The sequence below is a fragment of the Limnohabitans sp. 2KL-1 genome (assembly GCF_003063435.1).
GTDB lineage: Bacteria > Pseudomonadota > Gammaproteobacteria > Burkholderiales > Burkholderiaceae_C > Limnohabitans_A.
The window spans coordinates 399,761-423,516 of record NZ_NESL01000001.1 but is presented as its reverse complement, the minus strand read 5'-3'; the positions used below and the strand labels follow the sequence as shown (position 1 = coordinate 423,516).

The 23,756-nt window shown below is 58.0% G+C and carries 29 protein-coding genes and 1 pseudogene; 10 read left to right on the top strand and 20 right to left on the bottom strand.

Annotation, left to right across the window (positions count from 1 at the left end; genetic code table 11):
- Positions 1-2: 2 nt before the first annotated feature.
- From B9Z47_RS01925 to B9Z47_RS01880, 10 genes are all read right to left on the bottom strand, one after another.
- Positions 3-452 (bottom strand): nuclear transport factor 2 family protein, encoded by a 450-nt coding sequence (locus B9Z47_RS01925; RefSeq protein WP_108329548.1) that lies wholly within the window; start codon positions 450-452, stop codon positions 3-5.
- Between the two features lie 161 nt (positions 453-613).
- Positions 614-1,027: a F0F1 ATP synthase subunit epsilon gene (locus B9Z47_RS01920; protein WP_108329547.1), complete on the bottom strand. Its 414-nt coding sequence runs from the start codon at positions 1,025-1,027 to the stop codon at positions 614-616.
- 70 nt (positions 1,028-1,097) lie between these two features.
- On the bottom strand, positions 1,098-2,501 hold the full coding sequence (gene atpD / locus B9Z47_RS01915) for a F0F1 ATP synthase subunit beta (RefSeq protein ID WP_108285753.1): 1,404 nt from the start codon (positions 2,499-2,501) through the stop codon (positions 1,098-1,100).
- A gap of 38 nt (positions 2,502-2,539) precedes the next feature.
- Complete coding sequence (gene atpG / locus B9Z47_RS01910) at positions 2,540-3,427, bottom strand: F0F1 ATP synthase subunit gamma (protein WP_108329546.1); 888 nt, start codon at positions 3,425-3,427, stop codon at positions 2,540-2,542.
- 27 nt (positions 3,428-3,454) lie between these two features.
- On the bottom strand, positions 3,455-5,008 hold the full coding sequence (gene atpA / locus B9Z47_RS01905) for a F0F1 ATP synthase subunit alpha (protein WP_108329545.1): 1,554 nt from the start codon (positions 5,006-5,008) through the stop codon (positions 3,455-3,457).
- Positions 5,009-5,052: 44 nt separating this feature from the next.
- On the bottom strand, positions 5,053-5,583 hold the full coding sequence (locus B9Z47_RS01900; RefSeq protein WP_108329544.1) for a F0F1 ATP synthase subunit delta: 531 nt from the start codon (positions 5,581-5,583) through the stop codon (positions 5,053-5,055).
- A 22-nt stretch (positions 5,584-5,605) separates the two neighbouring features.
- On the bottom strand, positions 5,606-6,076 hold the full coding sequence (locus B9Z47_RS01895; RefSeq protein ID WP_108329543.1) for a F0F1 ATP synthase subunit B: 471 nt from the start codon (positions 6,074-6,076) through the stop codon (positions 5,606-5,608).
- Positions 6,077-6,112: 36 nt separating this feature from the next.
- Positions 6,113-6,361 (bottom strand): F0F1 ATP synthase subunit C, encoded by a 249-nt coding sequence (gene atpE, locus B9Z47_RS01890; RefSeq protein WP_019429175.1) that lies wholly within the window; start codon positions 6,359-6,361, stop codon positions 6,113-6,115.
- A 56-nt stretch (positions 6,362-6,417) separates the two neighbouring features.
- Entirely contained in the window at positions 6,418-7,296 is an 879-nt protein-coding gene (gene atpB, locus B9Z47_RS01885; protein ID WP_108329542.1) for a F0F1 ATP synthase subunit A, read from the bottom strand.
- A gap of 15 nt (positions 7,297-7,311) precedes the next feature.
- Positions 7,312-7,830, bottom strand: a complete 519-nt coding sequence (locus tag B9Z47_RS01880; protein WP_108329541.1) for an ATP synthase subunit I — start codon at positions 7,828-7,830, stop codon at positions 7,312-7,314.
- Between the two features lie 192 nt (positions 7,831-8,022).
- Between B9Z47_RS01880 and B9Z47_RS01875 the strand changes: the two genes are divergently transcribed.
- Genes B9Z47_RS01875 through yghU form a run of 5 tightly spaced genes read left to right on the top strand, consistent with a single transcriptional unit; the run spans position 8,023 to position 11,428 of the window.
- Entirely contained in the window at positions 8,023-8,469 is a 447-nt protein-coding gene (locus tag B9Z47_RS01875; protein ID WP_108329540.1) for a CopD family protein, read from the top strand.
- 25 nt (positions 8,470-8,494) lie between these two features.
- Positions 8,495-8,794 (top strand): DUF493 family protein, encoded by a 300-nt coding sequence (locus B9Z47_RS01870; RefSeq protein WP_108329539.1) that lies wholly within the window; start codon positions 8,495-8,497, stop codon positions 8,792-8,794.
- 2 nt (positions 8,795-8,796) lie between these two features.
- Complete coding sequence (lipB, locus tag B9Z47_RS01865; RefSeq protein ID WP_108329538.1) at positions 8,797-9,459, top strand: lipoyl(octanoyl) transferase LipB; 663 nt, start codon at positions 8,797-8,799, stop codon at positions 9,457-9,459.
- 47 nt (positions 9,460-9,506) lie between these two features.
- Entirely contained in the window at positions 9,507-10,517 is a 1,011-nt protein-coding gene (lipA, locus tag B9Z47_RS01860; RefSeq protein WP_108329537.1) for a lipoyl synthase, read from the top strand.
- A gap of 38 nt (positions 10,518-10,555) precedes the next feature.
- Positions 10,556-11,428 (top strand): glutathione-dependent disulfide-bond oxidoreductase, encoded by an 873-nt coding sequence (yghU, locus tag B9Z47_RS01855; protein ID WP_108329536.1) that lies wholly within the window; start codon positions 10,556-10,558, stop codon positions 11,426-11,428.
- A gap of 30 nt (positions 11,429-11,458) precedes the next feature.
- Here the strand turns inward: yghU and B9Z47_RS01850 are convergent, their stop codons facing one another.
- From B9Z47_RS01850 to B9Z47_RS01825, 6 genes are all read right to left on the bottom strand, one after another.
- Entirely contained in the window at positions 11,459-13,342 is a 1,884-nt protein-coding gene (locus tag B9Z47_RS01850; RefSeq protein ID WP_108329535.1) for a tetratricopeptide repeat protein, read from the bottom strand.
- A 115-nt stretch (positions 13,343-13,457) separates the two neighbouring features.
- Entirely contained in the window at positions 13,458-15,206 is a 1,749-nt protein-coding gene (gene ptsP, locus B9Z47_RS01845) for a phosphoenolpyruvate--protein phosphotransferase (protein WP_108329534.1), read from the bottom strand.
- 40 nt (positions 15,207-15,246) lie between these two features.
- A complete protein-coding gene (locus B9Z47_RS01840) occupies positions 15,247-15,516 on the bottom strand; it encodes an HPr family phosphocarrier protein (RefSeq protein ID WP_108329533.1) in 270 nt (89 codons plus the stop codon).
- Positions 15,485-15,928, bottom strand: a complete 444-nt coding sequence (locus tag B9Z47_RS01835) for a PTS sugar transporter subunit IIA (protein WP_108329532.1) — start codon at positions 15,926-15,928, stop codon at positions 15,485-15,487. The genes B9Z47_RS01840 and B9Z47_RS01835 overlap by 32 nt, the downstream gene beginning before the upstream one ends.
- A gap of 13 nt (positions 15,929-15,941) precedes the next feature.
- Positions 15,942-17,204, bottom strand: coding sequence for an MFS transporter (locus tag B9Z47_RS01830; protein ID WP_108329531.1), 1,263 nt, complete (start codon positions 17,202-17,204; stop codon positions 15,942-15,944).
- The gene (locus tag B9Z47_RS01825; RefSeq protein ID WP_108329530.1) at positions 17,201-17,746 is read right to left on the bottom strand and encodes a hypothetical protein; all 546 of its coding nucleotides are present in this window, start codon (positions 17,744-17,746) and stop codon (positions 17,201-17,203) included. Before B9Z47_RS01825 ends, B9Z47_RS01830 begins: the two co-directional genes overlap by 4 nt.
- A 53-nt stretch (positions 17,747-17,799) precedes the next feature.
- Here B9Z47_RS01825 and B9Z47_RS01820 point away from each other — a divergent pair, with 53 nt between their 5' ends.
- Together B9Z47_RS01820 and B9Z47_RS01815 are read left to right on the top strand one after the other, a co-directional pair.
- The gene (locus B9Z47_RS01820; RefSeq protein WP_108329529.1) at positions 17,800-19,032 is read left to right on the top strand and encodes a CaiB/BaiF CoA-transferase family protein; all 1,233 of its coding nucleotides are present in this window, start codon (positions 17,800-17,802) and stop codon (positions 19,030-19,032) included.
- Positions 19,032-19,760: an alpha/beta fold hydrolase gene (locus B9Z47_RS01815; protein ID WP_108329528.1), complete on the top strand. Its 729-nt coding sequence runs from the start codon at positions 19,032-19,034 to the stop codon at positions 19,758-19,760. Before B9Z47_RS01820 ends, B9Z47_RS01815 begins: the two co-directional genes overlap by 1 nt.
- A gap of 37 nt (positions 19,761-19,797) precedes the next feature.
- Here B9Z47_RS01815 and B9Z47_RS01810 read toward each other — a convergent pair whose 3' ends face one another.
- The gene (locus B9Z47_RS01810) at positions 19,798-20,460 is read right to left on the bottom strand and encodes a DUF4197 domain-containing protein (protein WP_108329527.1); all 663 of its coding nucleotides are present in this window, start codon (positions 20,458-20,460) and stop codon (positions 19,798-19,800) included.
- Positions 20,461-20,568: 108 nt separating this feature from the next.
- On the opposite strand from B9Z47_RS01810, the gene B9Z47_RS01805 reads away from it, so the two are divergent.
- Positions 20,569-21,012, top strand: coding sequence for a peroxiredoxin (locus B9Z47_RS01805; protein ID WP_108330032.1), 444 nt, complete (start codon positions 20,569-20,571; stop codon positions 21,010-21,012).
- A gap of 39 nt (positions 21,013-21,051) precedes the next feature.
- On the opposite strand, the pseudogene B9Z47_RS01800 reads toward B9Z47_RS01805, so the two are convergent.
- A pseudogene (locus B9Z47_RS01800) lies at positions 21,052-21,503 on the bottom strand (cytochrome c).
- Between the two features lie 99 nt (positions 21,504-21,602).
- On the opposite strand from B9Z47_RS01800, the gene B9Z47_RS01795 reads away from it, so the two are divergent.
- Together B9Z47_RS01795 and B9Z47_RS01790 are read left to right on the top strand one after the other, a co-directional pair.
- Positions 21,603-22,265, top strand: coding sequence for a cytochrome b/b6 domain-containing protein (locus B9Z47_RS01795; RefSeq protein WP_108330031.1), 663 nt, complete (start codon positions 21,603-21,605; stop codon positions 22,263-22,265).
- Between the two features lie 77 nt (positions 22,266-22,342).
- Positions 22,343-22,810 carry a GNAT family N-acetyltransferase gene (locus tag B9Z47_RS01790; RefSeq protein ID WP_233253609.1) on the top strand — a complete coding sequence of 156 codons (468 nt, stop codon included), beginning with the start codon at positions 22,343-22,345 and terminating at the stop codon, positions 22,808-22,810.
- Between the two features lie 59 nt (positions 22,811-22,869).
- Here the strand turns inward: B9Z47_RS01790 and B9Z47_RS01785 are convergent, their stop codons facing one another.
- Together B9Z47_RS01785 and rpsQ are read right to left on the bottom strand one after the other, a co-directional pair.
- Complete coding sequence (locus B9Z47_RS01785) at positions 22,870-23,376, bottom strand: peroxiredoxin (RefSeq protein WP_108330030.1); 507 nt, start codon at positions 23,374-23,376, stop codon at positions 22,870-22,872.
- A 103-nt stretch (positions 23,377-23,479) separates the two neighbouring features.
- The gene (gene rpsQ / locus B9Z47_RS01780; RefSeq protein WP_100120205.1) at positions 23,480-23,749 is read right to left on the bottom strand and encodes a 30S ribosomal protein S17; all 270 of its coding nucleotides are present in this window, start codon (positions 23,747-23,749) and stop codon (positions 23,480-23,482) included.
- Positions 23,750-23,756 lie beyond the last annotated feature (7 nt).

Here is a 23,756-nt window from a genome sequence, read left to right as displayed (position 1 = left end):
GGTCAATGAAGCACTGTAGGCTTGGACCCCATGTCATCCAGGTCGTTGGGCGTGCCTGGACTGGCGTGATGCGAGACCATGCGCCAGCCTTGTGGTGTCTTGTGATAAACGTTGGTCACAATGACGTAAGCCAAACGGGCCCCTTGGGGGGTGATGACCTCAACTCGCTCGATCAAGTGGTGCAGAGCACTGGCCAAGGATTGCACTTTGTGAATCCGCTCTGGATGGGCTTGCACACTGCCATTTTGGAACATGCCTTCAAAAACGGCACGTATCGCACCCGCGCCGATCATTCGAGGGCCGCCCGGATGCACGCAAACGATATCGTCCTCCTCGGCCCAACACGCCATCAACTGTTGGATGTCAGCATTTTGCAATGCCTCGTAAAAGGCTTGCTCAACATCGTCGGGGGTTCCTCCGACGACAGCTGCATGCAATTTGGCACGTTTCATGTTTCCTGATGGTGGCTATTGAATGTCACTGACCATTTTGCCGTTTTTACTTTGTCCTGGCCTGTGCGCTGTTATACGGACCAGAAAAAAAACCCGGCTCACCTTCGCGAACCGGGTTCACTTTGTTGATGCCAGAAGGCCTCAACAACGTCATTTGCAGCTTATTTCTTGCGAAATTTGCGCAATGCCGATAGCTGGGCAGCCAAAACAGCCAACTCAGACTGCGCACGGGCCAGATCGATTTCGCTTTTGGCGTTGCGCAAGGCTTCTTCAGCTGCTTGCTTGGCCGCATTGGCCTTCTCTTCGTCGAGGTCTTTGCCGCGGATCGCGGTGTCAGACAGCACGGTCACGCAGTCGGGCTGCACTTCCAGAATGCCACCGGCCACGAAAACGAATTCTTCGCCGCCGTCAGCCTTCTCAATGCGAACCGACCCGGCTTTGATGCGGGTGATCAGGGGGGTGTGGCGTGGGTAGATACCCAGTTCGCCAGACTCGCCGGGCAAGGCCACAAACCGGGCTTCGCCCGAGTAGATGGACTCTTCGGCACTGACCACATCAACGTGGATGGTGTTCATGATTACTCCTTAAAAAGGTGCGTTCAAGCGGGCTACGGGGAGACTGGATCAGCCACCCCGATGCGTTGCTTTAAGCTGCCTTTTTGGCCTTTTCGAAAGCTTCGTCGATGGTACCGACCATGTAGAAGGCTTGCTCTGGCAGATGATCGCACTCGCCAGCCACAATCATCTTGAAACCACGGATGGTTTCGGCCAATGTGACGTATTTGCCGGGGGAGCCGGTGAACACTTCAGCAACGTGGAATGGCTGCGACAGGAAACGCTGGATCTTGCGGGCACGGGCCACGGCCAGCTTGTCTTCAGGTGCCAAGTCGTCCATACCCATGATCGCGATGATGTCGCGCAGTTCACGGTAACGCTGCAAGGTGCCTTGCACAGCACGGGCTGTTTCGTAGTGATCTTGACCAACAACAAGCGGGTCCAGCTGACGGCTGGTGGAGTCCAGTGGATCGACCGCAGGGTAGATACCCAGCGATGCGATGTCACGGGACAACACGACGGTGGAGTCCAAGTGAGCGAAGGTGGTCGCTGGCGATGGGTCGGTCAAGTCATCGGCTGGCACGTAAACGGCCTGAATCGATGTGATCGAACCGACTTTGGTCGACGTGATACGTTCTTGCAAACGGCCCATTTCTTCGGCCAGCGTAGGCTGGTAACCCACAGCGGAAGGCATACGGCCCAACAAGGCGGACACTTCGGTACCGGCCAGTGTGTAGCGGTAGATGTTGTCCACGAAGAACAACACGTCTTTGCCTTCGTCACGGAAGGATTCGGCGATGGTCAGACCGGTCAAGGCGACGCGCAGACGGTTGCCTGGTGGCTCGTTCATCTGACCGTACACCATGGCCACTTTGGACTCAGGCAGGTTCTCAAGGTTCACGACGCCGGAGTCGGCCATCTCGTGGTAGAAGTCGTTACCTTCACGGGTACGTTCACCCACACCAGCGAACACGGACAGACCGCTGTGCGCTTTGGCGATGTTGTTGATGAGTTCCATCATGTTCACGGTTTTGCCCACACCGGCACCACCGAACAGGCCGACCTTACCGCCTTTGGCGAACGGGCAAACCAAGTCAATCACCTTGATGCCGGTTTCCAGCAGTTCTTGTGAAGGGCTCAGTTCGTCGTAAGCAGGGGCTTTGCGGTGAATGGAGGCGGTGAGTTCCTGGCTGACAGGACCACGTTCGTCGATGGGCGCACCCAACACGTCCATGATGCGGCCCAGTGTGGCCTTGCCCACGGGCACGGTGATCGCCTTGCCGGTGTTGGACACGATCAGACCACGGCGCAAGCCGTCGGAAGAACCGAGCGCAATGGTGCGCACGATGCCGTCGCCGAGTTGCTGCTGCACTTCCAGGGTCAGCGCGGAGCCTTCCATTTTGAGTGCGTCATAAACCTTGGGCATCTGGTTGCGCGGGAATTCCACGTCGACCACAGCGCCAATACACTGAACAATTTTTCCTTGGGCTTGCATTTTTCGCTCCAAATAATTTGAATTTGCAGAACTGGGAATCAACCGCTGATCGCAGCTGCGCCAGAGACGATTTCCGACAGTTCTTTGGTGATGGCTGCTTGACGGGTCTTGTTGTAGACCAGCTTGAGCTCGCCGATCACATTGCCAGCGTTGTCTGTTGCGGCCTTCATGGCCACCATCCGCGCAGCGTGTTCCGAAGCCATGTTTTCAGCCACAGCTTGGTAAGCCAGCGCTTCTGCGTAACGGATCAACAAGTCATCGATGACCGACTGTGCATCGGGCTCATAGATGTAATCCCATCCGTGCGCCACACCACCCGCAGCCTTGGTCTCTGCTTCCATTTTGGAAGAAGACAAGGGCAACAATTGGTCGATGGTCGGCACTTGTGCCATGGTGCTGACAAACTTGTTGTAGCACAGGTACACAGCGCTCACCTCACCTGCGGCATAAGCATCGAGCAGCACCTTGACGGGGCCGATCAGCTTGTCCAGATGAGGCTTGTCGCCCAGATGGGTCACATGCGCCACCACTTTGGCATTGACGCGGTTCAGGAAACCCAAACCTTTGCCGCCAATGGCCACTGCCAGAGGCGTCTTGCCTTCAGCTTGTGTTTCACGCAATTTACCTGTCACGGCGCGCAGCAGGTTGGTGTTCAAGCCACCGCACAAACCTTTGTCCGTGGTCACCACAATGAAGCCGACGGACTTGCCGTCGTTTTGCTTCATGAAGGCGTGCACGTACTCAGGATTGGCCTGCCCGAGATGAGTCGCAATGGTGCGAATCTTCTCGCTGTAAGGCCGGGCCGTGCGCATACGCTCCTGCGCCTTGCGCATTTTGGAGACGGAAATCATCTCCATGGCCTTGGTGATCTTCTTGGTGTTTTCCACCGATTTGATCTTGGTGCGTAGTTCCTTGCCCGATGCCATCAGCGGCTCCTTTTGATCAGGTAGAAATTAAGCAAAGCTTTTCTTGAAAGCGGCCACAGCAGCGTTCAATTCAGCCTCGGCTTCCTTGTCCAGCGCTTGTGAGCTTTCCATCTTGGCCAACAGGGCTGCGCTCTTGTCTTTGAGGTAAGCGTGCAGACCGTGTTCGAAAGCCAGGACTTTCTTGACGTCGATGTCGTCCATGAAGCCTTTGTTCACAGCGAACAGGCTGGCACCCATCAAGCTGATCGACAGGGGGCTGTACTGGGCTTGCTTGAGCAATTCGGTCACGCGGGCACCGCGGTCCAGCTGCTTGCGTGTCGACTCGTCCAGATCGGAGGCGAACTGGGCGAAAGCTGCCAATTCACGGTACTGGGCCAAGTCGGTACGGATACCACCGGACTGGCCTTTGATGATCTTGGTCTGAGCCGAGCTACCCACGCGCGACACCGAGATACCGGCGTTGATCGCAGGGCGGATACCTGCGTTGAACAACGAGGTTTCCAAGAAGATCTGACCGTCGGTGATCGAAATCACGTTGGTGGGCACGAAGGCAGACACGTCACCGGCTTGGGTTTCAATGATTGGCAAGGCAGTCAAGGAACCTGTTTTGCCTTTGACGGCGCCTTTGGTGAAGGCTTCGACGTAGTCGGCGTTCACGCGGGCAGCTCGTTCGAGCAAACGGCTGTGGAGATAGAACACGTCGCCAGGGTAAGCTTCGCGGCCTGGTGGGCGGCGCAACAGCAACGACACTTGACGGTAAGCCACAGCTTGCTTGGACAGATCGTCATAAACGATCAAAGCATCTTCGCCACGGTCACGGAAGTATTCGCCCATCGTGCAGCCGGAGTAGGCGGACACGTACTGCATGGCAGCAGATTCGGAGGCGGAAGCGGCCACCACAATGGTGTATTCCATCGCGCCAGCTTGTTCCAGAGCGCGCACCACGTTTTTGATCGACGAGGCTTTTTGGCCAATCGCGACGTAAACGCAGGTCATGTTCTGACCTTTTTGGTTGATGATGGCGTCGATCGCGACAGCGGTTTTACCGGTCTGACGGTCGCCAATGATCAGTTCGCGCTGACCGCGGCCCACGGGCACCATGGAGTCAATTGACTTCAGGCCAGTTTGCATCGGCTGGTCAACCGATTTACGTGCGATCACGCCAGGAGCGACTTTTTCGATCACGTCGGTCATCTTGGCATTGATCGGGCCTTTGCCGTCAATGGGCTGACCCAGAGCGTTCACCACACGGCCAATCAGCTCAGGGCCCACGGGCACTTCCAGAATGCGGCCTGTGCACTTGACAGTGTCGCCTTCGGAGATGTGCTCGTACTCACCCAAGATCACAGCACCGACCGAGTCACGCTCGAGGTTTAGTGCCAAACCGTAAGTGGCTGCACCATCGGCTGTGGATGGGAATTCGAGCATTTCGCCCTGCATCACATCAGACAAACCGTGCACACGAACGATACCGTCGGTCACGGAAACCACGGTGCCCTGGTTGCGGATATCGGCGCTGGCGGACAGCCCTTCGATCTTGCTCTTGATCAGTTCAGAAATTTCTGCGGGATTGAGTTGCATGACTCTTTCCTTCTTTCTTTAAATATGTCCGGTCTCAATCCGCATCAAGCGGTGAGGGCCGATTTCATTTGTTCCAGTCGGGCTTTGACGGAGGTATCGAGTACCTCGTCACCCACCACCACACGAATGCCACCGATCAGGGCGGCATCTTGCTCGACGCTCACATTGAGCTTGCGCGCAAAGCGTTTTTCGAGTGTGGACGACAAATCGGCCAAAGCCGAAGCGTCGATGGGAAATGCGCTGTAGACCACCGCGTCTGCGGTGCCAGCTTGCGCATTCATGAGGGCCCGGTACTGCTGTGCAACGACAGGCAGCGCACTGAGACGACGGTTTTCGATCACCAGGCGCAGGAAATTCTTGCCAGCCTCGGGCAGTGCTGTGTGCACAACACCGGAGACCAGCTCAAACGCCTGCTCATCGGACACTTTGGGACTGTCGATGAACTGCTGCAGTTGCGCGTTGTCGGCAACAGCAGCCAGTTCGTCCAGCCAGGTGGCCGTGCCAGCGAGATCGGATGCCTGCGCCTTGAACAGCGCTTCGGCATAAGGGCGGGCGATGGTAGCAAGTTCTGCCATGGTCTTCTCTGGCTGGAGCTTTTTACAGCTCGGTCTTGAGGCGGCTCAGCAGATCAGCGTGGACACCGGCGTTGACTTCCTTGCGGAGAATCTGCTCGGCGCCTTTGACGGCCAAAGCTGCGACCTGCTCACGCAGGGCTTCGCGGACCTTGACAGCTTGCTGCTCAGCTTCAGCTTTTGCAGCGGCGATGATCTTGTTGCCTTCTTCGGTGGCACGTGCTTTGGCTTCGTCAACGATGCCATTTGCACGGCGCTCGGCGTCAGCCAGGCGCGAAGCCGTCTCGTTGCGCGACTGTGCCAGCTCGGACTCGACACGCGCATTGGCGTTGGCAAGTTCGGACTTGGCTTTGTCTGCAGCAGCGAGGCCGTCAGCGATTTTCAGTGCCCGTTCGTCAAGCGCTTTTGTGATCGGGGGCCACACGAATTTCATCGTGAACCACACCAGGATCGCAAAAACGACCATCTGAATGAACAGAGTTGCGTTAATGTTCACGGTTCAGTCCTTCTTCGGGTTGAAGAGGTACGTGGATTACTTCAGAACGAAGGGGTTGGCGAAGGCGAACAGCAGAGCGATAGCCACGCCGATCAGGAACGCAGCGTCGATCAGACCAGCCAAGATGAACATCTTGGTCTGCAGTTCGTTCATCAGCTCAGGCTGACGAGCCGAAGACTCGAGGAATTTGCCGCCCATCAAAGCGATACCGATGGAAGCGCCGATAGCGCCCAGACCAACGATCAAACCACATGCCAATGCCACCAGGCCGAGAATGTTTTCCATGAGAAGCTCCTAAAAGTTAGTGGAAAAAAGAAACAAAAAACGAGAGAAAAGTGTCATCAATGTGCGTCGTGCGCTTGACCTGTGTAGATCAGCGTCAACATCATAAAGATGAAGGCTTGCAAGGTGATGACCAGGATGTGGAACAGTGTCCACACGGTACCTGCCACGATATGACCAATGGCCAGACCGACGCCAGTTGCCGACAATGCCCAGCCGCCACCCATGAGGGCAATCAACATGAACACCAACTCACCCGCAAACATGTTGCCAAACAGTCGCATGCCATGCGAAACCGTCTTGGCCAGATATTCAATCATCTGCATCAGGAAGTTAATCGGATACAGAGCCCAGTGGTCACCGAAAGGCGCCGCAATCAACTCGTGCGCCCAGCCGCCCAGACCTTTGATCTTGATGTTGTAGACCAGACAGATGAACAGCACAGAGCAAGACAATCCCAATGTGGTGGACAAGTCGGCCGTCGGCACCACACGCATGTAGTCCTTGAAGCCCATGGCTGGTCCCGCGGCATGCCATGCAGCAGGAATCAGGTCCACAGGCAACATGTCCATGGCGTTCATCAGGAAAATCCAGACGAACACGGTCAGGGCCAGAGGGGAAATCAATTTGCGGCTTTTAGCGTTGTGAATCACGCCTTTGGCCTGGTTTTCGACCATTTCGGACAGGATTTCGACAGCGGCCTGGAAACGACCGGGAACACCCGAAGTAGCCTTGCGAGCCGCAGCCCACAAGACAATGCAGCCGATCACACCCAAAACCAGCGAAAAGACCACCGAATCCAGATTAAACAAACTGAAATCAACGATGCTTTTTTGCTTGACGCCCTCAAATGAAAAATTCATTTGCAGGTGTTGCAAGTGGTGCTGGATGTACTCTCCAGCCGTTGGGGCGTGTGCGCCAGCGTTTTCAGCAGCCATAAATCACCAATCAGTTCAAAAAATAGTCGGTTTCGATTTCCGTTGCATCCAGCCCAGCGCCATGGCCAGCCAGTACACCTTCATCGTCGCCACGAAGCCGGCCACCAAAGCAAGCCAGCTCAGCTCAGAAATCACTTTGGGCGCCGCCAGAAGCAACGCCACAGTCAAGACAATCTTGACCAACTCCCACACAAACAGCCCGACCAAAGCAGAGCCCGGTTGGGTTCGCTGCATTTGTCGGCTCAAAGCCCTGACAAACACCACAGCGGGAACCACCACAGCCACCGAACCCCACGCTACCGAAGCAGCCAAATGAAACTGGCCAGTGACCAGCCCCGTGAGCAGTGCCAGCATGGCCCCCACCCCTACCTGCAAGAGCAACACGCGCCAAGGTGATACCTGTGGATTGTGTTGTCGCCAGACTTGCGCCTCATCGGCACTCAGGGGCTTGAAATCGGGTTCGAGACCTTCATCTGCAGCATCGGTCGTGTGACTGGGAGTACCCGTTTTCGGGCATGAGGCGATTTTGGTCATCTCAAATTACACCGGGGTTACGTACACGTCGAATACTGCAAAGCCTCTGATTATACGTAGAAACCCGTGCGTCCCCACTTTTTTTGATCCAGATACGATGGTTAGCCGCCGAATCCGGCGGATGCCAACAGCGACAATGCGTTTTGCAATGCCCGCATGGCATTTCCTTTTCCCGCTGAGAACGGTTGATACATGTACGAATGGTTTAAATTTTTCCACTTGGCTGCGGGCATCGTTTGGCTCGGCGGCATGGCCCTGGTCATTTTGGCATTGCGCCCAGTGGTCATCACCCGAATGACACCGCCCGAGCGGCTACCCCTGATGTGCGGCGTCTTGACCCGCTTTTTTGCCATGGTCTGGGGCTCCATTGCCCTGATTTTGGCCAGCGGTTTCTGGATGTTGTCAATGACCGATATGGGGCTCGCCCCCAAAGGCTGGCACGCCATGTCGGGCTTGGGTTTGCTCATGTGCTTCATTTTTGCGCACATCTGGTTCGCACCGTTTCGTCGGCTGAAAGCGGCCGTTGCGGTCTCGGACTGGCCTGCAGCGGGCCGAGCCCTGGCGCAGATTCACCCGTTGGTGGTGACCAATTTCGGACTGGGCTGGCTGGCGGTGTTGGCCGTCGTCGTCTGGCGTTAAGCTTGCAAGCCCAACGGAACATTTCATGAGCGCTTCCATCACCCCACCCAACGGCATCGACCCGCGCAAAGACACCTTGATCGCGTACCCTTCGGTTTTTCCGATCAAGGTCATGGGTGCCATGGTCGACGGCTTTGCCGAGGCCATGTGCCAGGTCGCCCTGCAATTCGACCCCGGCTTTGACGCCAGCACCATCGAGCTGCGGCCCAGCAAAGGCGGCAACTACCTGGGCGTGACGCTCAGCATCACCGCCACCAGCCGCGAGCAACTTGACGACCTGTACCGGGCCCTGACCTCGCACCCGATGGTCAAAATCGTGCTTTGAGCATGGACCTCCGGTTGCTCGGACGGGTGGACTACCTGCCCACCTACGAGGCCATGCAGGCCTTCACGGCCGCTCGCACGCACGAGACACCCGACGCGCTGTGGCTGTGCGAACACCCGCCCGTGTTCACCCAAGGGCTGGCGGGCCAGGCCTCGCACCTCTTGATGCCGGGCGACATTCCGGTGGTCCAGACCAACCGGGGCGGACAGGTCACCTACCACGGACCCGGTCAGGTCATGGCCTACCCCTTGGTCAACCTGCAGCGCGCCGGTTACTACGTCAAGGAATACGTTTTCAAGCTCGAAGAAGCCGTCATCCGAACCCTGGCCCACTTCGGCGTCACAGGCCACCGGGTGGCGGGTGCACCTGGCATTTATGTGCGCCTAGACGACCCCTTCAGCCATGCGGCGCTGGTGGGGCCGGCACCTGCCCATGACCCCTTCAAAGGCCTGGGCAAGATCAGCGCTTTGGGCATCAAGGTCAGCCGACACTGCACTTACCACGGTGCCGCACTCAATGTGGCGATGGACCTGGAGCCCTTTGAACGCATCAACCCCTGCGGCTATGCGGGTCTGAAAACCGTGGACCTTTCTACAATCGGGGTAGAAGCCACCTGGAACGAAGCCGCCCAGGTGCTGGCCCAGCAACTGGCCGCCCGTTTATGAACCCCTGCCTGCGCATGCAATGCGGAGGCAGTGACTGAAAGAACAGCATGAGCAACACTCCCACCGAACGCAACGTGGTCCGCGAAGCCCAAAGCGTTGAAAACTACGACCCCATGGCCAAGCAAAAAGCCGCGGCCAAACTCTCGCGCATCCCGGTCAAGGTTGAAGCGGGCGAAGTGCTCAAAAAACCCGACTGGATCCGCGTGAAAGCGGGCTCGCCCACCACCCGTTTTTACGAAATCAAGGACGTGTTGCGCGCCAACAAACTGGTGACCGTGTGCGAAGAAGCCAGCTGCCCCAACATCGGCGAATGTTTTGGCAAGGGCACGGCCACCTTCATGATCATGGGCGACAAGTGCACACGCCGCTGCCCATTTTGCGACGTCGGCCATGGCCGCCCAGACCCGCTCGATGTGAACGAACCCGACAACCTGGCCAAGACCATCGCGCAACTCAAACTGAAATATGTGGTCATCACCAGCGTGGACCGCGACGATTTGCGTGACGGCGGTGCTGGGCATTTTGTCGAATGCATCCGCAAGACCCGCGAACTCTCGCCCACCACCCAAATCGAAGTGCTGGTGCCCGACTTCCGGGGCCGCGACGACCGCGCCCTGGAAATTTTGAAAGCGGCACCGCCTGACGTGATGAACCACAACATGGAAACCGTGCCGCGTCTGTACAAAGAAGCACGGCCCGGCTCGGACTACCAGTTCTCGCTGAACCTGCTCAAAAAATTCAAGGCCCTTTTCCCAAATGTCCCGACCAAGAGCGGCCTGATGGTCGGCCTGGGCGAAACCGACGAAGAGATTCTGGACGTCATGCGCGACATGCGCGCCCACAACATCGAGATGCTCACCATTGGCCAATACCTCGCCCCCAGCAACAGCCACCTGCCCGTGCGCCGCTACGTGCACCCCGACACCTTCAAGATGTTCGAGGCCAAGGCCTACGAAATGGGTTTTTCGCACGCCGCCGTCGGTGCAATGGTGCGCAGCAGCTACCACGCTGACCAGCAAGCGCATTCGGCACATCTGAGCCTGGCAGAGAATTCCTGACCCAACCCATCGCCCCACCGTCTTCACTCAAGGCCGTCATGACCGATTCCAGCCCTTACAGCCCGCCCAAAATCTGGACCTGGAACAAGGCCAACGGTGGGCGTTTCGCCAACATCAACCGCCCCATTGCCGGCCCCACGCACGAGCAGGAACTGCCACGCGGCAAGCATCCCCTGCAGCTGTACTCGCTGGGCACGCCCAACGGCGTCAAGGTCACCATCATGCTCGAAGAGTTGCTGGCCCTGGAGCATGCGGGCGCTGAATACGATGCCTGGTTGATCCGCATTCAGGAAGGTCAACAGTTCAGCAGTGGCTTTGTAGCGGTCAACCCGAACTCCAAGATCCCGGCTCTGCTCGATTGCAGCAGTGAAAAACCGATCCGGGTGTTCGAGTCGGGGTCCATCCTGTTGTACCTGGCGGAGAAGTTTGGCGCCTTGGTGCCCACCGATCCGGCGCGTCGTGCAGAGTGCCTGTCATGGCTGTTCTGGCAAATGGGCAGCGCACCTTATCTGGGTGGCGGCTTTGGGCATTTCTATGCCTACGCGCCGGTGAAAATCGAATACGCCATCGACCGTTTTGCCATGGAAGTCAAACGAGAAATGGATGTGCTGAACCGGCGTTTGGCAGAAAGCCGCTTCATCGCAGGCGACGATTACACCATCGCCGACATCGCCATCTGGCCCTGGTACGGCGGCATGGCCAAGGGCACCCTGTACGAAGCCGGTGAATTCCTCCAGGTACACGAGTACGAGCATGTGAACCGCTGGGCCGATGAACTGGCCAAACGACCTGCAGTTCAACGCGGGCGCATGGTCAACCGGGTCATCGGTCCGCCAGAGACACAGTTGCATGAACGGCACGATGCCAGCGATTTCGACACCCGCACGCAAGACAAAATCGCTCAAGCCTGAACCCATACGGGCACACCGCCCGGCGGCGTATCAGGCCATTTTTTCGCGCCAAAGGCCCTGCAGGGCTGACCACCAGTCCCTGGCAAACCGGGACGCATCGAACAAGGGCGATTGCGCCGCCTGTGCACGCAATGAGCGTCGCAAGCCTTGCAACTTGTCGCACACGTCTGTGCCACTCTGCCCCCAAGCCACGGCCTGTTGCACATAGTCGGCTTCGCTGTGGCTGATCCAGTTGTGCAGCCCCATGTTCGCCAGCATGGACTGGCCTTGCCGCCCCAGCATGCCAGGCAACGCCAACGTGAGGGTAGGCACCCCCATCCACAGGGCTTCGGCCGTGGTGGTTCCGCCGGGATAGGGGAAGGTGTCGAGCAGAATGTCCACCTCGCTGTAACAGGCGAAATACTGCTCGCGGCTGACGGGCCCCAGAAGGTCCACTCGGACCTGGTCGATGCCCTCCGCCTGCAAGCGCCCGGCGAACCGTGCGCGTTGCCCTTCGTCGCTGAACTGCGGCGCTTGCAGACGCAACCGGGCTTGCGGGCAAGCATGCAGAATCTGCGCCCACGCCGCCAATACACCCTGGTTGATCTTGGGCAGCGTCTGAAAACAACCGAAGGTGATGAAGCCTTTTTTCAGCACGGGGGGCGGGGCAGGCTGTTCTGCCACCATGGGTGGGCTCATGCACAAACGCGTGTGCGGCAAGCGCACCACTTTTTCCACGTAAAGCGATTCTTCGCCTGCGGGCACGCAGACAGGATCGGCCAGGATCGCGTCCATCTGCGGCAGCCCTGTGGTGGCAAAGTAACCCAGCCAGCTGACCTGCAGCGGTGCAGGTTTGCCGGCAAACACCGGCAGGCGGTTGCCCGCCGTCCGGCCTGACAGATCCACCAAAATGTCGATCCCGTCGCTGCGGATCTGAGCATCCAGCCGAGCGTCGTTCCACAGATCCACCGTATGCCATGCGGCAAAGGCGGGCACAAGCTCCTGCGTGAGTTCATCGGCCAGCGCGTGGTTGGCATAGGCCAGCAGCGTCAGTTCACCCGACGCCACGGCTGTGGACGCCAGCGCCAGCAGCACATCGCGCAAAAAGAAACCCACGGGGTGCTTGCGCAAGTCGGCCGAGACAAAGCCGACACGCAAAGGTTTTTGATCAACCGCGCGGCGCGGCCATTCGGGGCGCAACGGGTTCAGTTCTCCCACACGCCGAATCAAGGCTTGCTGGGCCACTTCATTGGGTGGGTAACGGTAATGCTGCACAAAAATCAGATTGGCCAGCGAGTCGGCATGGAGGGGATCCATGTCAAGTGCCGATTGGTACGCTTGGCTGGCGGCTTCAAAATCGAACGTGTCTTGCAGCATCTTGGCCATGTTGAACTTGGCTTGCACATGGCCCGGTTCGATGGCCAGCGTGCGCTGATAGGCCGCAAGCGCTTCGTCGTGCCGCCCCAGCGACTGATAAGTCAGGCCCAGATTGAGCTGTGAATTGGCATGGCCGGGCCGGTGCGTCAGGGCCTGCGTCAGAAAACCCAGCGCTTCTTCGTGCCGGTTGAGTTTTTGAAGCGCCAGCCCCAAATTGGACAAAGCCTCTACATGCGCAGGCTGGCGCTTCAGGATGGCTTGGTAAAGCGACACCGCCAGCTCCAGCCGGTGTGTGCGTGCGGCCAGCGTGGCCTTGAGGTTGAGCGCAGCCACTTCATGCGCGGGATGCAGGCCCGGCAGGGCCAGCAAGGCATCGGCTTGCCGCTCAGCCTGATCCCACTCGGCCCGATGGTACAAAGCCACAACAGCTTCATACAGGGACTGCGCTTGCGCCAGCGTAGGGGCCACACGCGTCGGCGGGGTTGCAGCTTGCCTCAGCAATTTGGCCAGCATGCCCGAAGGCTGTGCAGTTCGGCCTCTGACCGGCGGTTTTTTCATAGGGTCTCAAGGCCAAATGCCCAAATGAGTGTCTTTGTAAGCGTATTTTAGTTATCAAAGACAGCCCTGACGGGCCGAGGCAACGGACACGACCAAGTATGGCGCTGGTGTGCCCTCAGCGCGGCATCAGGCTGACGGGGTCATCCGAGGCAAGCACCTGATCGGCCCAAAGCGCCAACTTGCCGGTGTCTGAGCGCAGCACCTGGTGCTTGACCGACAGGATTTGCGACGGGTGCATCGAAAAACTGCGCAAACCCAGACCCAGCAGCAAGCGGGTCATGGTCACGTCGCCCGCCATCTCGCCACACACCGACACGCCTTTGCCTTGCCGATCGCACTCGGCAATGGTGTCGGCAATCAGGTGCAGCACTGCGGGGTGCAGCGGGTCGTACAAATGCGCCACCGATTCGTCGGCCCGGTCGATCGCCAAGGTGTACTGGATCAGGTCGTTGGTGCCGATCGATAAAAAATCAAAATACTTGAGAAACAGACGCAAGGACAGGGCTGCAGCCGGGATCTCGATCATGGCCCCCAGACGGACCGGGCCATGCGCCACACCCCGTCGGTCCAACTCCTGGCGAGCCTGCTCGATCAAGGCCATGGTTTGGCGAATCTCGCTGCCATGCGCCAGCATGGGAATCAACAAATTGACTTTGCCATGCGCGGCCGCACGCAAAATGGCACGCAACTGCGTCAAAAACATGGCGGGGTCGGCCAGACTCCAGCGGATGGCACGCAAACCCAAAGCAGGGTTCAGGTGAGCGGCATCATGGCGCGCCTCATCCAAAGGTTTGTCCGCCCCCACGTCGACCGTGCGGATGGTCACTGGCAAACCATTCATGCCGTCCACCGCACGGCGATAGGCCTGGTATTGCTCGTCCTCGCCCGGCAAATCGCCCTGGCGGCCCATGAACAGAAATTCACTGCGGAACAAGCCCACGCCCACCGCCCCGGCCGTGATGGCGGCTTGGGTGTCTTCGGGCATCTCGATGTTGGCCAACAATTCGATTTTTTGACCATCCAGCGTGAGCGCCGGGGTGTGGCGCAGGCGGGCCAGCCGTTCACGCTCCAGGTCACCCTGGCGTTGTTTGAAGCCGTAGTCGGCCAAAATGATAGGAGAAGGATCGACGATGATCACGCCCGCGTCACCATCGATGATGACCCAGTCGTCCTGCTTGACCAACTGGCTGGCGGTGCGTGCACCCACCACCGCCGGAATGTCCAGACTGCGCGCCACGATGGCGGTGTGCGAGGTCTTGCCGCCCACATCGGTCACGAAACCGGTGAACACGCTTTGCTTGAACTGCAGCATGTCGGCTGGCGACAAATCGTGTGCGATCAACACCAAAGGCACATCGGTGTCACCCAGTTGCAGCTCTTGCTGGGGCCGAACGGGGCGAGTGACCTTGGCCACCAGCGAACCTGTGCCCTTGAGGCTTTGGAGCACACGCTCTGCGACCTGCTCTACATCGGCCTTTCGCTCGCGCAGATACGGGTCGTCCATCTCGTCAAATTGACGGGCAATGATCTCCAGCTGGCTGGTCAGCGCCCATTCGGCGTTGTACAGGCGATCCTTGATCCAATGTGCCACGCTGGCGTTGAGCTCCTCGTCCATCAAGAGCATCAGGTGCACATCCAGCAAGGCTGCCAACTCGTGTGGCGCATCCTTGGGCATGTCACGTTGCAAACGCTGAAGTTCGTCGATCACGGCATCCCGCGCGGCACGCATGCGCTCGATCTCGGCAAGCACCTGTTCTGGCTTGATGAAATAGTGCGCCACATCAACACGGCTGGAGGCCACCAGAACGGCGCGGCCAATGGCAATACCGCGGGCCACCGCCAAACCATGAATGCTGAAGGTCATCGCACGCGCTCCATCGGTCGTTTTTGCGCCAACAACACCTTCATTCGCCTTCGCCAAATTTGTCGGCAATCAGCGCCAGCAGCGCATCGAGTGCCTCTTGCTCGCGCTCGCCTGCGGTTTCGAGCACCACCTCGCTGCCAATGCCTGCCGCCAGCATCATCACGCCCATGATGCTTTTGGCATTGATGCGGCGCTCGCCCTTGCTCATCCAGACCTCACACGGAAAACTGCCGGCCAGCTTGGTCAGCTTGGCCGAGGCCCGGGCATGCAGGCCCAGTTTATTGCTGATGGTCGTGGTGGCTTGGGGCATGTCTCTTTCCTGTTTGATTTTGAGGGGCGGTGCTGCCCACAGGCATCACGCCCTGGGTGCCACCTGCCTGGGCACGCTGAGCCAGTGCCTCAAGGCTTTCGTGTCGGTAACACACACTGCGCAGCAGCATGGGCAAATTGGCACCGGCCACGAGCCGGGTCTGCACGCCATCATTGAGTTGTTGGGCCACATTGCATGGGGTGGCACCAAATACATCACTGAGCAACAACACTTCGGGTGTTGCCAACGACGTGATCGCTTCACGGGCTTTGGCCAGACTGGCTTCTGGGGCCTCATATGGCAACACATCCAACGCCAGCACCCCGCCCGCGCAATCAGGAAACACGTGCAAAGCGCATTCGCGCAAGGCGCTGGCCAGAGGGGCGTGGGCGATGATGAGGATGCCAATCATGAGGGTCTGATTATCAGGGCTGAACTGGCTTTTTCAGAAGAAAATACACCCACGACAAACATGAGCAAACGCCAAAACACGCCAAGGCTGCTTGGTAGGCTGCGGGCTTTTCCAGTCCCATGCCACGCCCGGCATCCACCAACAAGCCAATACCCCACTGCACCACGAAAATGCCTGCAAACACCACCAGGTTGTAGGCAGACAATGCGCGTCCTGCCAAATGAGGCGCAAAGGCCATGCCCACAGCAGGCTGGGCCAATGACACAAAGGTACTGGTGACGCAAAACAAAGCCACCCCCAGGGCAGCAAAGGAACCTATCGCGGGCCCCATCCAGACCAACACAGCGATCACGACGAAACTCAGGGGCAAACCCCAAGCCATCAAACTTTCGACCGGTATCCCTTTGCGCGCAAGTCCCGGAGTGATCAAACCCCACAGCCAAAAGCTCACCAACATGCACAAGTTGATCACGAACAGGCCCGTAGCCGCCTCTGTGGCGCTCCAACCCGCCACCTGCGTCATCCAGGGGCCTGCCCACAAAGTCTGTATAGCCACCATGCCGCCGTAACTGAAAAAACCAAGTGGCGTCATTCGCCAAAAATAGGCACTCCGCCAGATCTCACGGTAACTGCCATCGTCATCCAACGGCACGGGTGTGCGACTCACGTTCATGGCGGATTTTTGCCAAACCGGCACCACCCATGCGATCAGCAGCATGGTCACGGCGATCATCACGCCCAACATCACAAAAAGCGCACGCCAACCCCAAATGGGCATGAGCCATTGCACTGGCAAGGTGGACGCCACCATGCCCAGGGAACCGGTCATCAGCATCCACGAATTGCTGCGCAACTGGGTGCTGGCGTCAAACCAACGACGGTACCCGGTCAAGGGGGCCATCAGGCAGGCGCTGACACCCATTCCACAAAGCACGCGTGCGGCCAGCAGGCCATGAAAACTGTCAGCCCAGGAAAATGCCAAGCAGCCCAGCACCGCCACGGACAAAAAGGCCAAGATGACTTTTTTAGGGCCATGCTGATCCAGCCAACGCCCCAGAGGCAATTGGGTCAGGGAAAAGCCCAGAAAATAGCCCCCCGCCAGCAACCCAAGATCTTGCGCGCTCAGACTGAACTCGGTCATCAAGTTAGGCGACAAAGTGGCGGTGATGGCGCGCACCAGAGCAGAGAAAAAATAAGCCAGCGCAAAGGCCAGAAACACCACCACAGCCAATCGCCGCGGCAAGTGATCAGGGTGGGGCAAAGGGGATGCGGTCATGGTTTGATCCCGTCAAACAAGGTGTTGGCCATCTCCGGCGGAATTTTTCGGTCGTAAACCACCGCATGAACCAAGCGCACGCGGTCGCCATCGGGCATGGCCCCCCAGACAGCGTCCATCGTCACGGGCTCCCCGCTGGCCCGCAGGCCCTGGGCCTGAATCCGGATGGACGATGCCAGTGGCAATTGGCCAGGGCGATGCCAGACCTGCGGATTTGTGGCCAAGGGTTGCGCAATGCGCGCATTGTCGAGCGTCGCTTTTTGCCAACTGGCCATCACGGCATTGGCGTCGGCACCCGACTGCAATGGCGCTGTCATCACCGCCACAATGGCTGAGCCGCTCTCACAACCTGCGACTTGCAAATCCACAGACATGCCGCCCAAAGGCACTGTACGGGACGTGCGGTCGGGTTTGCAGGGCAGTTGGGCTTTCAGCGCAGTGCGTTCAAACGTGACTTCCCGCCAATTTTGGTCAGGGCTGCAAGCGGTGCTGACAAGGCCCAAGGTCAGACTGGCCACAACGGCCATGGATTGGATTCGCATGGGGTGATTATCACGGTCAGCGGGTGGGCTTGTTTTTCGCGACAATCGACGTCATGAATTCATTAGATGGCATCCGTATTCTCGACCTCTCCCGCGTTCTGGCGGGTCCTTGGTGCACCCAGACTTTGGCTGACTTGGGCGCCGACGTCATCAAGATTGAGCGCCCCGGCTCAGGCGACGACACCCGGACTTGGGGTCCCCCGTTTTTGAAGGATGAACAAGGTCAGGACACCGCCGAAGCCGCTTATTACCTGGGGGCCAACCGCAACAAACGATCGGTGACCTGTGACATTGCCCAACCAGAAGGTCAGGCCCTGATCCGTGATTTGGTCCAGCATTGCGATGTGTTTGTGGAAAACTTCAAGGTTGGCGACATGACACGCTACGGCCTCGATTACGCCAGCCTGAGCATCCTGAACCCGAAGTTGGTGTATTGCAGCGTGACGGGTTTTGGCCAAACTGGTCCTTACCGGGAACGTGCGGGCTACGACTATGCCGTGCAAGGCATTGGCGGTCTGATGAGCGTGACCGGCGAGCGAGACGATCTGGGCGGTGGCCCACAAAAGGTGGGCGTTGCCGTGGCCGACTTGTTCACCGGCATGTATGCCACAGTGGCCATATTGGCAGCGCTGCGCCACGCCGAGCGCACGGGTGAAGGCCAGCATGTGGACATGGCTCTTTTGGACACGCAGGTCGCCATGCTGGCCAATCTGGGCTCCAACTACCTGGTCAGCGGCAAGGTGCCGGGCCGGGCTGGCAATGCGCACCAGAACATCGTGCCTTACCAGGTGTTCGAGGTGCTGGCTGCGCCCGGCAGCCGCGACCACCTGATTTTGGCGGTGGGCAACGATGGTCAGTTTGCAAAATTCTGCGCGGTGGCAGGTTGCCCTGCACTGGCGCAGGACCCGCGTTACGCCCTCAATGCTGACCGGGTTCGTCACCGAGATACGCTGGTACCCCTGCTGGAAGGCATCTTGAAAACCCGCACCAAGGCCGACTGGCTGGCTGCGCTGGAGGCCGCCAAAGTGCCCTGCGGCGCGATCAACACCCTGGGTGAGGTCTTCGCGGACCCACAAATTCAGGCCCGTGGCATGGTGCAGTCATGGCAACACCCGGTCAACCACGACCTGAAACTGGTGGCCAACCCCATCAAGATGAGTCGCACGCCCGTTCGCCAAGATTTGCCCCCGCCGATGCTGGGCCAACACACGGCAGAAGTCTTGACTGAGGTGCTGGGCTGGAATGCCGCGCAGCTGGGGCCCCTGCGTGGAAAAGGGGTGATCTGATGGCCAATTTTCTGCTGGTGCATGGGGCCTGGCACGGTGCTTGGTGCTGGCAACGTGTATTGCCCGGCTTGGTTCGTGCAGGTCATCGTGCCCACGCGGTCACACTGACCGGTGTAGGTGAGCGCGCCCACCTGTTGCACCCCGGCATTGATCTGGAAACACACATTCTGGACGTGATGGCGGCCATGGACGCCGAAGAAATGAGCGATGTGGTGCTGGTGGTGCACTCTTATGCGGGCATGCTGGGCACGGCCGTGGCCGACCGCAGGCCCGAACGCCTGAGCCACCTGGTGTATCTGGATGCTGTGCTGCCCAAACCTGGCGAGAGCTGGAGCAGCACCCACGCCAGCACGACTCGAAATGCCCGTATCGCCGCAGCACAAGCCCACCCCCAGCGTGCGTTTCCTGCGCCCGATCCCACGGTCTTCGGCTTGAGTGACGCTGACCACGCTTGGGTTCAAAGGCGGCAAACTCCCCACCCGGGGGGGCCTTACACCCAAGTGCTGGACTTTGATCCGCAACGTGTCGCCAGCGTACCCCGCACATTCATCAACTGCATCGCACCGCCTTTGGGCACGATCGACGTCAGTCGCTTGCGCATGGTGGATCCTAAATTTTGGGACGGGGCTTGGTTGCCCGGCTCAAGAGTGTTGGAAATGCAAACCGGCCATGACCCCATGGTCAGTGACCCGCAAACCCTTTTGAAGCTTCTACTGACTCTGACTTGAAACCCACCGCCCTGGCTTATGGGCGCGTCAATGGATTTCAGCGCACCGCACCAAAGACCTTGCTCAACAAGGCGCTGCCTGCCTGGGCCGGGTTTTGGCGAATTTTCTTTTCTTCTTCGCCAATCATGAAATACAGGCCATCCAGTGCTTTGGCAGTGACATGTGTTTCCAGTCTGGCTTTGTCCTTGTCCAGCAAGCCCGCTCCCGACAGCTTGAGCGCGATCACATTGAACTGTTCGACCACGCCCAGTTTTTCGAGTGATTGCTTGACCGAAGGCGTGAAGTCCGATGTCAGAGGTGCTCGGGTCTTGCTTTCGAAAAATTGCGTGACCGAATTCTCCCCGCCCTGCAGGATGCTCTTGGCGTCCTGCACTGACATGCTTTGAATGGATTGTGCCAGCCATTGACTGGCCATCGGCACCGCGGTCTCTGCCGCACGGTTCATTTGCAAATTGAGCTCATCAAGCTGCCTGCCAAGCCCCAGGGTCTTGAGCAACTTTCCCGCCTTGTTCACAGCATCTGGAAGCGCAATCCGCACTTTTTCATTGCCCCAGAAACCATCGTGCGCGCTCAACAACCGCACAGCCATGGCGCTGCCCTTTTCCAAAGCCAGCTTGAGTCCGCTGGAGGCCTCACCTGCAGTCAAGTCGCCCAAACCGATGGCGTGGACAGGCACAATGACCGTCAAGCCTGCGGACATGGCAAACGTATTAAACTTTCTTCGATGAATATGCATCTCAAAACTCCCTGGAATTTGCGACCTGTTGGTCGTCGTTTATTGGCTTGGGGCGGCGTGCTGGGCTTGGTGATGGCCCTTTGGGGCTGTTCCGCCGAACATGCGCCTGAATCTACCTTCGTTTTGCTTGATGGCTCCAAAATCACATCCCAGCAATTGCAAGGAAAAGTATCTTTGGTTAATTTCTGGGCGACCAGTTGCACCACCTGTGTGGCCGAGATGCCCGAATTGGTCGCCACTTACAACAAGTACAAAGACCGTGGCTATGTCACTTTGGCAGTGGCCATGAGTTACGACCCACCCAGTTATGTGGTCAATTTCGTCCAATCTCGCCAACTGCCCTTTCAAGTCGCCATTGACAACACAGGTGCTGTCGCGCGCGAATGGGGCGATGTCAAGCTCACCCCCACCACTTTTCTAGTCAACAAACAGGGGGAAGTTGTCAAACGATTTGTGGGCACGCCTGACTTTGCGCAATTGGACAAACTGATCGAAAAACTGCTTGCCGAAACCTGAACAGTGGGCCTTGCAAGCCCGCTGCTCAGCAGCCCGCCGTCACTCTTTGCGGAAGTTGTCGTGGCAAGCTTGCACGACGCCGCGGCGGGGCCAAAAGCAGCCTTCAGGGCGTCGATGTTGCCCGCCTTGGCAGCGACATTCAATTTGCCCATTTCAGCTTGCATTTTGTCTGCCGCCTCCTTGTACTTGGCAGACTCTTTCCAGATTTCAGGCTTGGCACGGGTCTCGCCCTTGTCTGTGCCTTCACCAAATGCTGCCCATGGCAACTTGGACAGTGTCAGCACCACATCGGCGTTTTCGGCTGCCACTTTGGCGTCATAAGGCATACGGCCATTGGCCATCGCGCCCAGTCGACCAAAATGCGCGGCCATGACCGTAAAGCTCCCTTTGCGATACTTGACCGCATCCTCTGGCTTGGCAAATTGTGCTTGCGCAGGTAAGGTCACGGCCATTGCCATGACCACACTGAATAGACTCAACATTGTTTTCATGTTCAACTCCAATTGAAAGATAAGTGGGTCAGTGCATGTTGACCTGACCCCTCATCAGTCTCTCATAACTTTGTGTCCCCCGCATCAATGAAAGTCCTTATGGTTCAGTTACGCATTTGGGATTTGCCCACACGTCTTTTCCACTGGGGACTGGTTTTATGTGTCTCTGGCCTGGTCATCACTGGCAATGTGGGCGGTAACGCCATGATCTGGCACTTCCGGCTAGGCTATGCCGTGCTGACTCTTTTGTTGTTTCGCATCGTTTGGGGCTTCATGGGTGGGCACTGGTCTCGCTGGGCACAATTGCCCCTCAGCCCTGCACGCGTTTGGGCGTATCTGAACGGTCGCCACAACACGACGGATTTTGCAGGCCACAACCCTTTGGGGTCTTGGTCTGTTGTAGTGTTTCTCGTAATTTTGCTGCTCCAAGTGAGCACTGGACTTATCAGCGACGATGAGATCGCGAACATGGGACCACTTTCTTCATTGGTTTCTGGCCAATGGGTCACCTGGGCCACCAGTTGGCACAAGGGTTGGGGCAAGATCATCTTGCTCCTCTTGGTCTTCCTTCATTTGCTGGCCTTGGGTTGGTACCGCTGGCGAAAAAACCTATCGTTGGTTCCCGCCATGTGGCATGGAAACAAGTCCTTGCCTAACCAGGTCCCGCCCTCAGTCGATCATCTCCACTCCCGTGCATGGGCATTGGCCCTGCTGCTCATTTCGTTCATGGCCGTCTTCGGACTGGTCTCTTTGGGTAACTGAGCCCTAAGCGCCATCTTCATGCCGCTACACTCTTGCATGTTTTCTTAGTCAACCCTTTCATGCCGACTGTTCAATTGATGCAACCGGCCAGCGCTGCTGACTGGGATGAGATCCGCGTCATCTTTCAGGAATATGCCAAGAGTCTGAAAGTTGATCTGTGTTTTCAAGCCTTTGAGGATGAGTTGCAAAACTTGCCCGGTGAATATGCGGAGCCTCGCGGTGCGCTGTTGTTGGCATGGGTTGAAGGTGCTTTGGCCGGGTGTTGCGCTTTGCGGCCTCTGGACAGTTCCGATTATTCCAATGCCGCTGAAATGAAACGCCTTTACGTGCGCCAATCATTCAGGGGTTTAGGTTTGGGCCGTCAATTGACTGAAGGTATTCTCGACGCTGCGCGCAAATCGGGTTACAGCTGCGTATTGCTTGACACCCTCGATGACATGGAATCGGCGCGGGCCTTGTATGAAGATCTCGGCTTTGAAGAGATTCCACCTTATTACCACAACCCTCATGCTGGCGCGCATTACCTCAAGGTCGACATCGACTGAGCCCATCGACACGTCACAAAAAAGGGACCTGAGGTCCCTTTTTTTCTGGATGCCAGGGTTCACGCTTTGGCTTGGGCCAGCAAAGTGGCAGCATCGCTGACTTCGAATTTGCCCGGACCTTCCACGTTCAAGGTGACCACTTTTCCATCCTTCACCAACATGGAATAGCGGTTACTGCGAACGCCCATGCCGCGCGTTGTCAGGTCTAGGGTGAGACCAGTGGCCTTGCTGAAGTCACCGCTGCCGTCGCCCAACATGCGCACCTTCGTGCCCGTTTTCTGATCGCGCGCCCATGCACCCATCACGAAGGCATCATTGACGCTCACGCACCAGATTTCATCTACGCCAGCAGCTTTTAACGCATCGTGGTTTTCTACATAACCTGGGACATGCTTGGCCGAGCAGGTGGGCGTGAAGGCACCTGGCAAAGCAAACAATGCGATGGTTTTGCCTTCAGTGGCTTTGGTCACGTCCACTGGATTGGGCCCAATGCTGCAACCGTTGCCTTCCACTTCGACGTATTCCATCAGCGTGCCTGCGGGCAGGGTGTCTCCGACTTTGATCATGTTGTGCTCCATTTGTTTGTGTGGCGAAAATGCCGAGGTAAAAAAAAACGACCCACCATTGTGGGTCGTTTTTTGAAAGTGTGCAGAAGTCAGGCTTTTGAGCTTAGACGGCTGCAGCTTTCTGAACCAGGCGAGTAGCCACCCAGTTTTTGGTCTTCGAAATCGGACGGCTTTCCGTGATTTCGATGGTGTCGCCCAGGTGGTATTGACCTGTCTCGTCGTGCGCGTGGTACTTGCTCGACTTGGCCACGATCTTGCCGTAGAGCGCGTGTTTCACACGACGCTCCACCAACACGGTCACGGTCTTGGCGCGCTTGTCGCTGACCACCTTGCCAATCAAGGTGCGCTTGAGGGATGTTTTAGCTTCCGTCATGGTCACT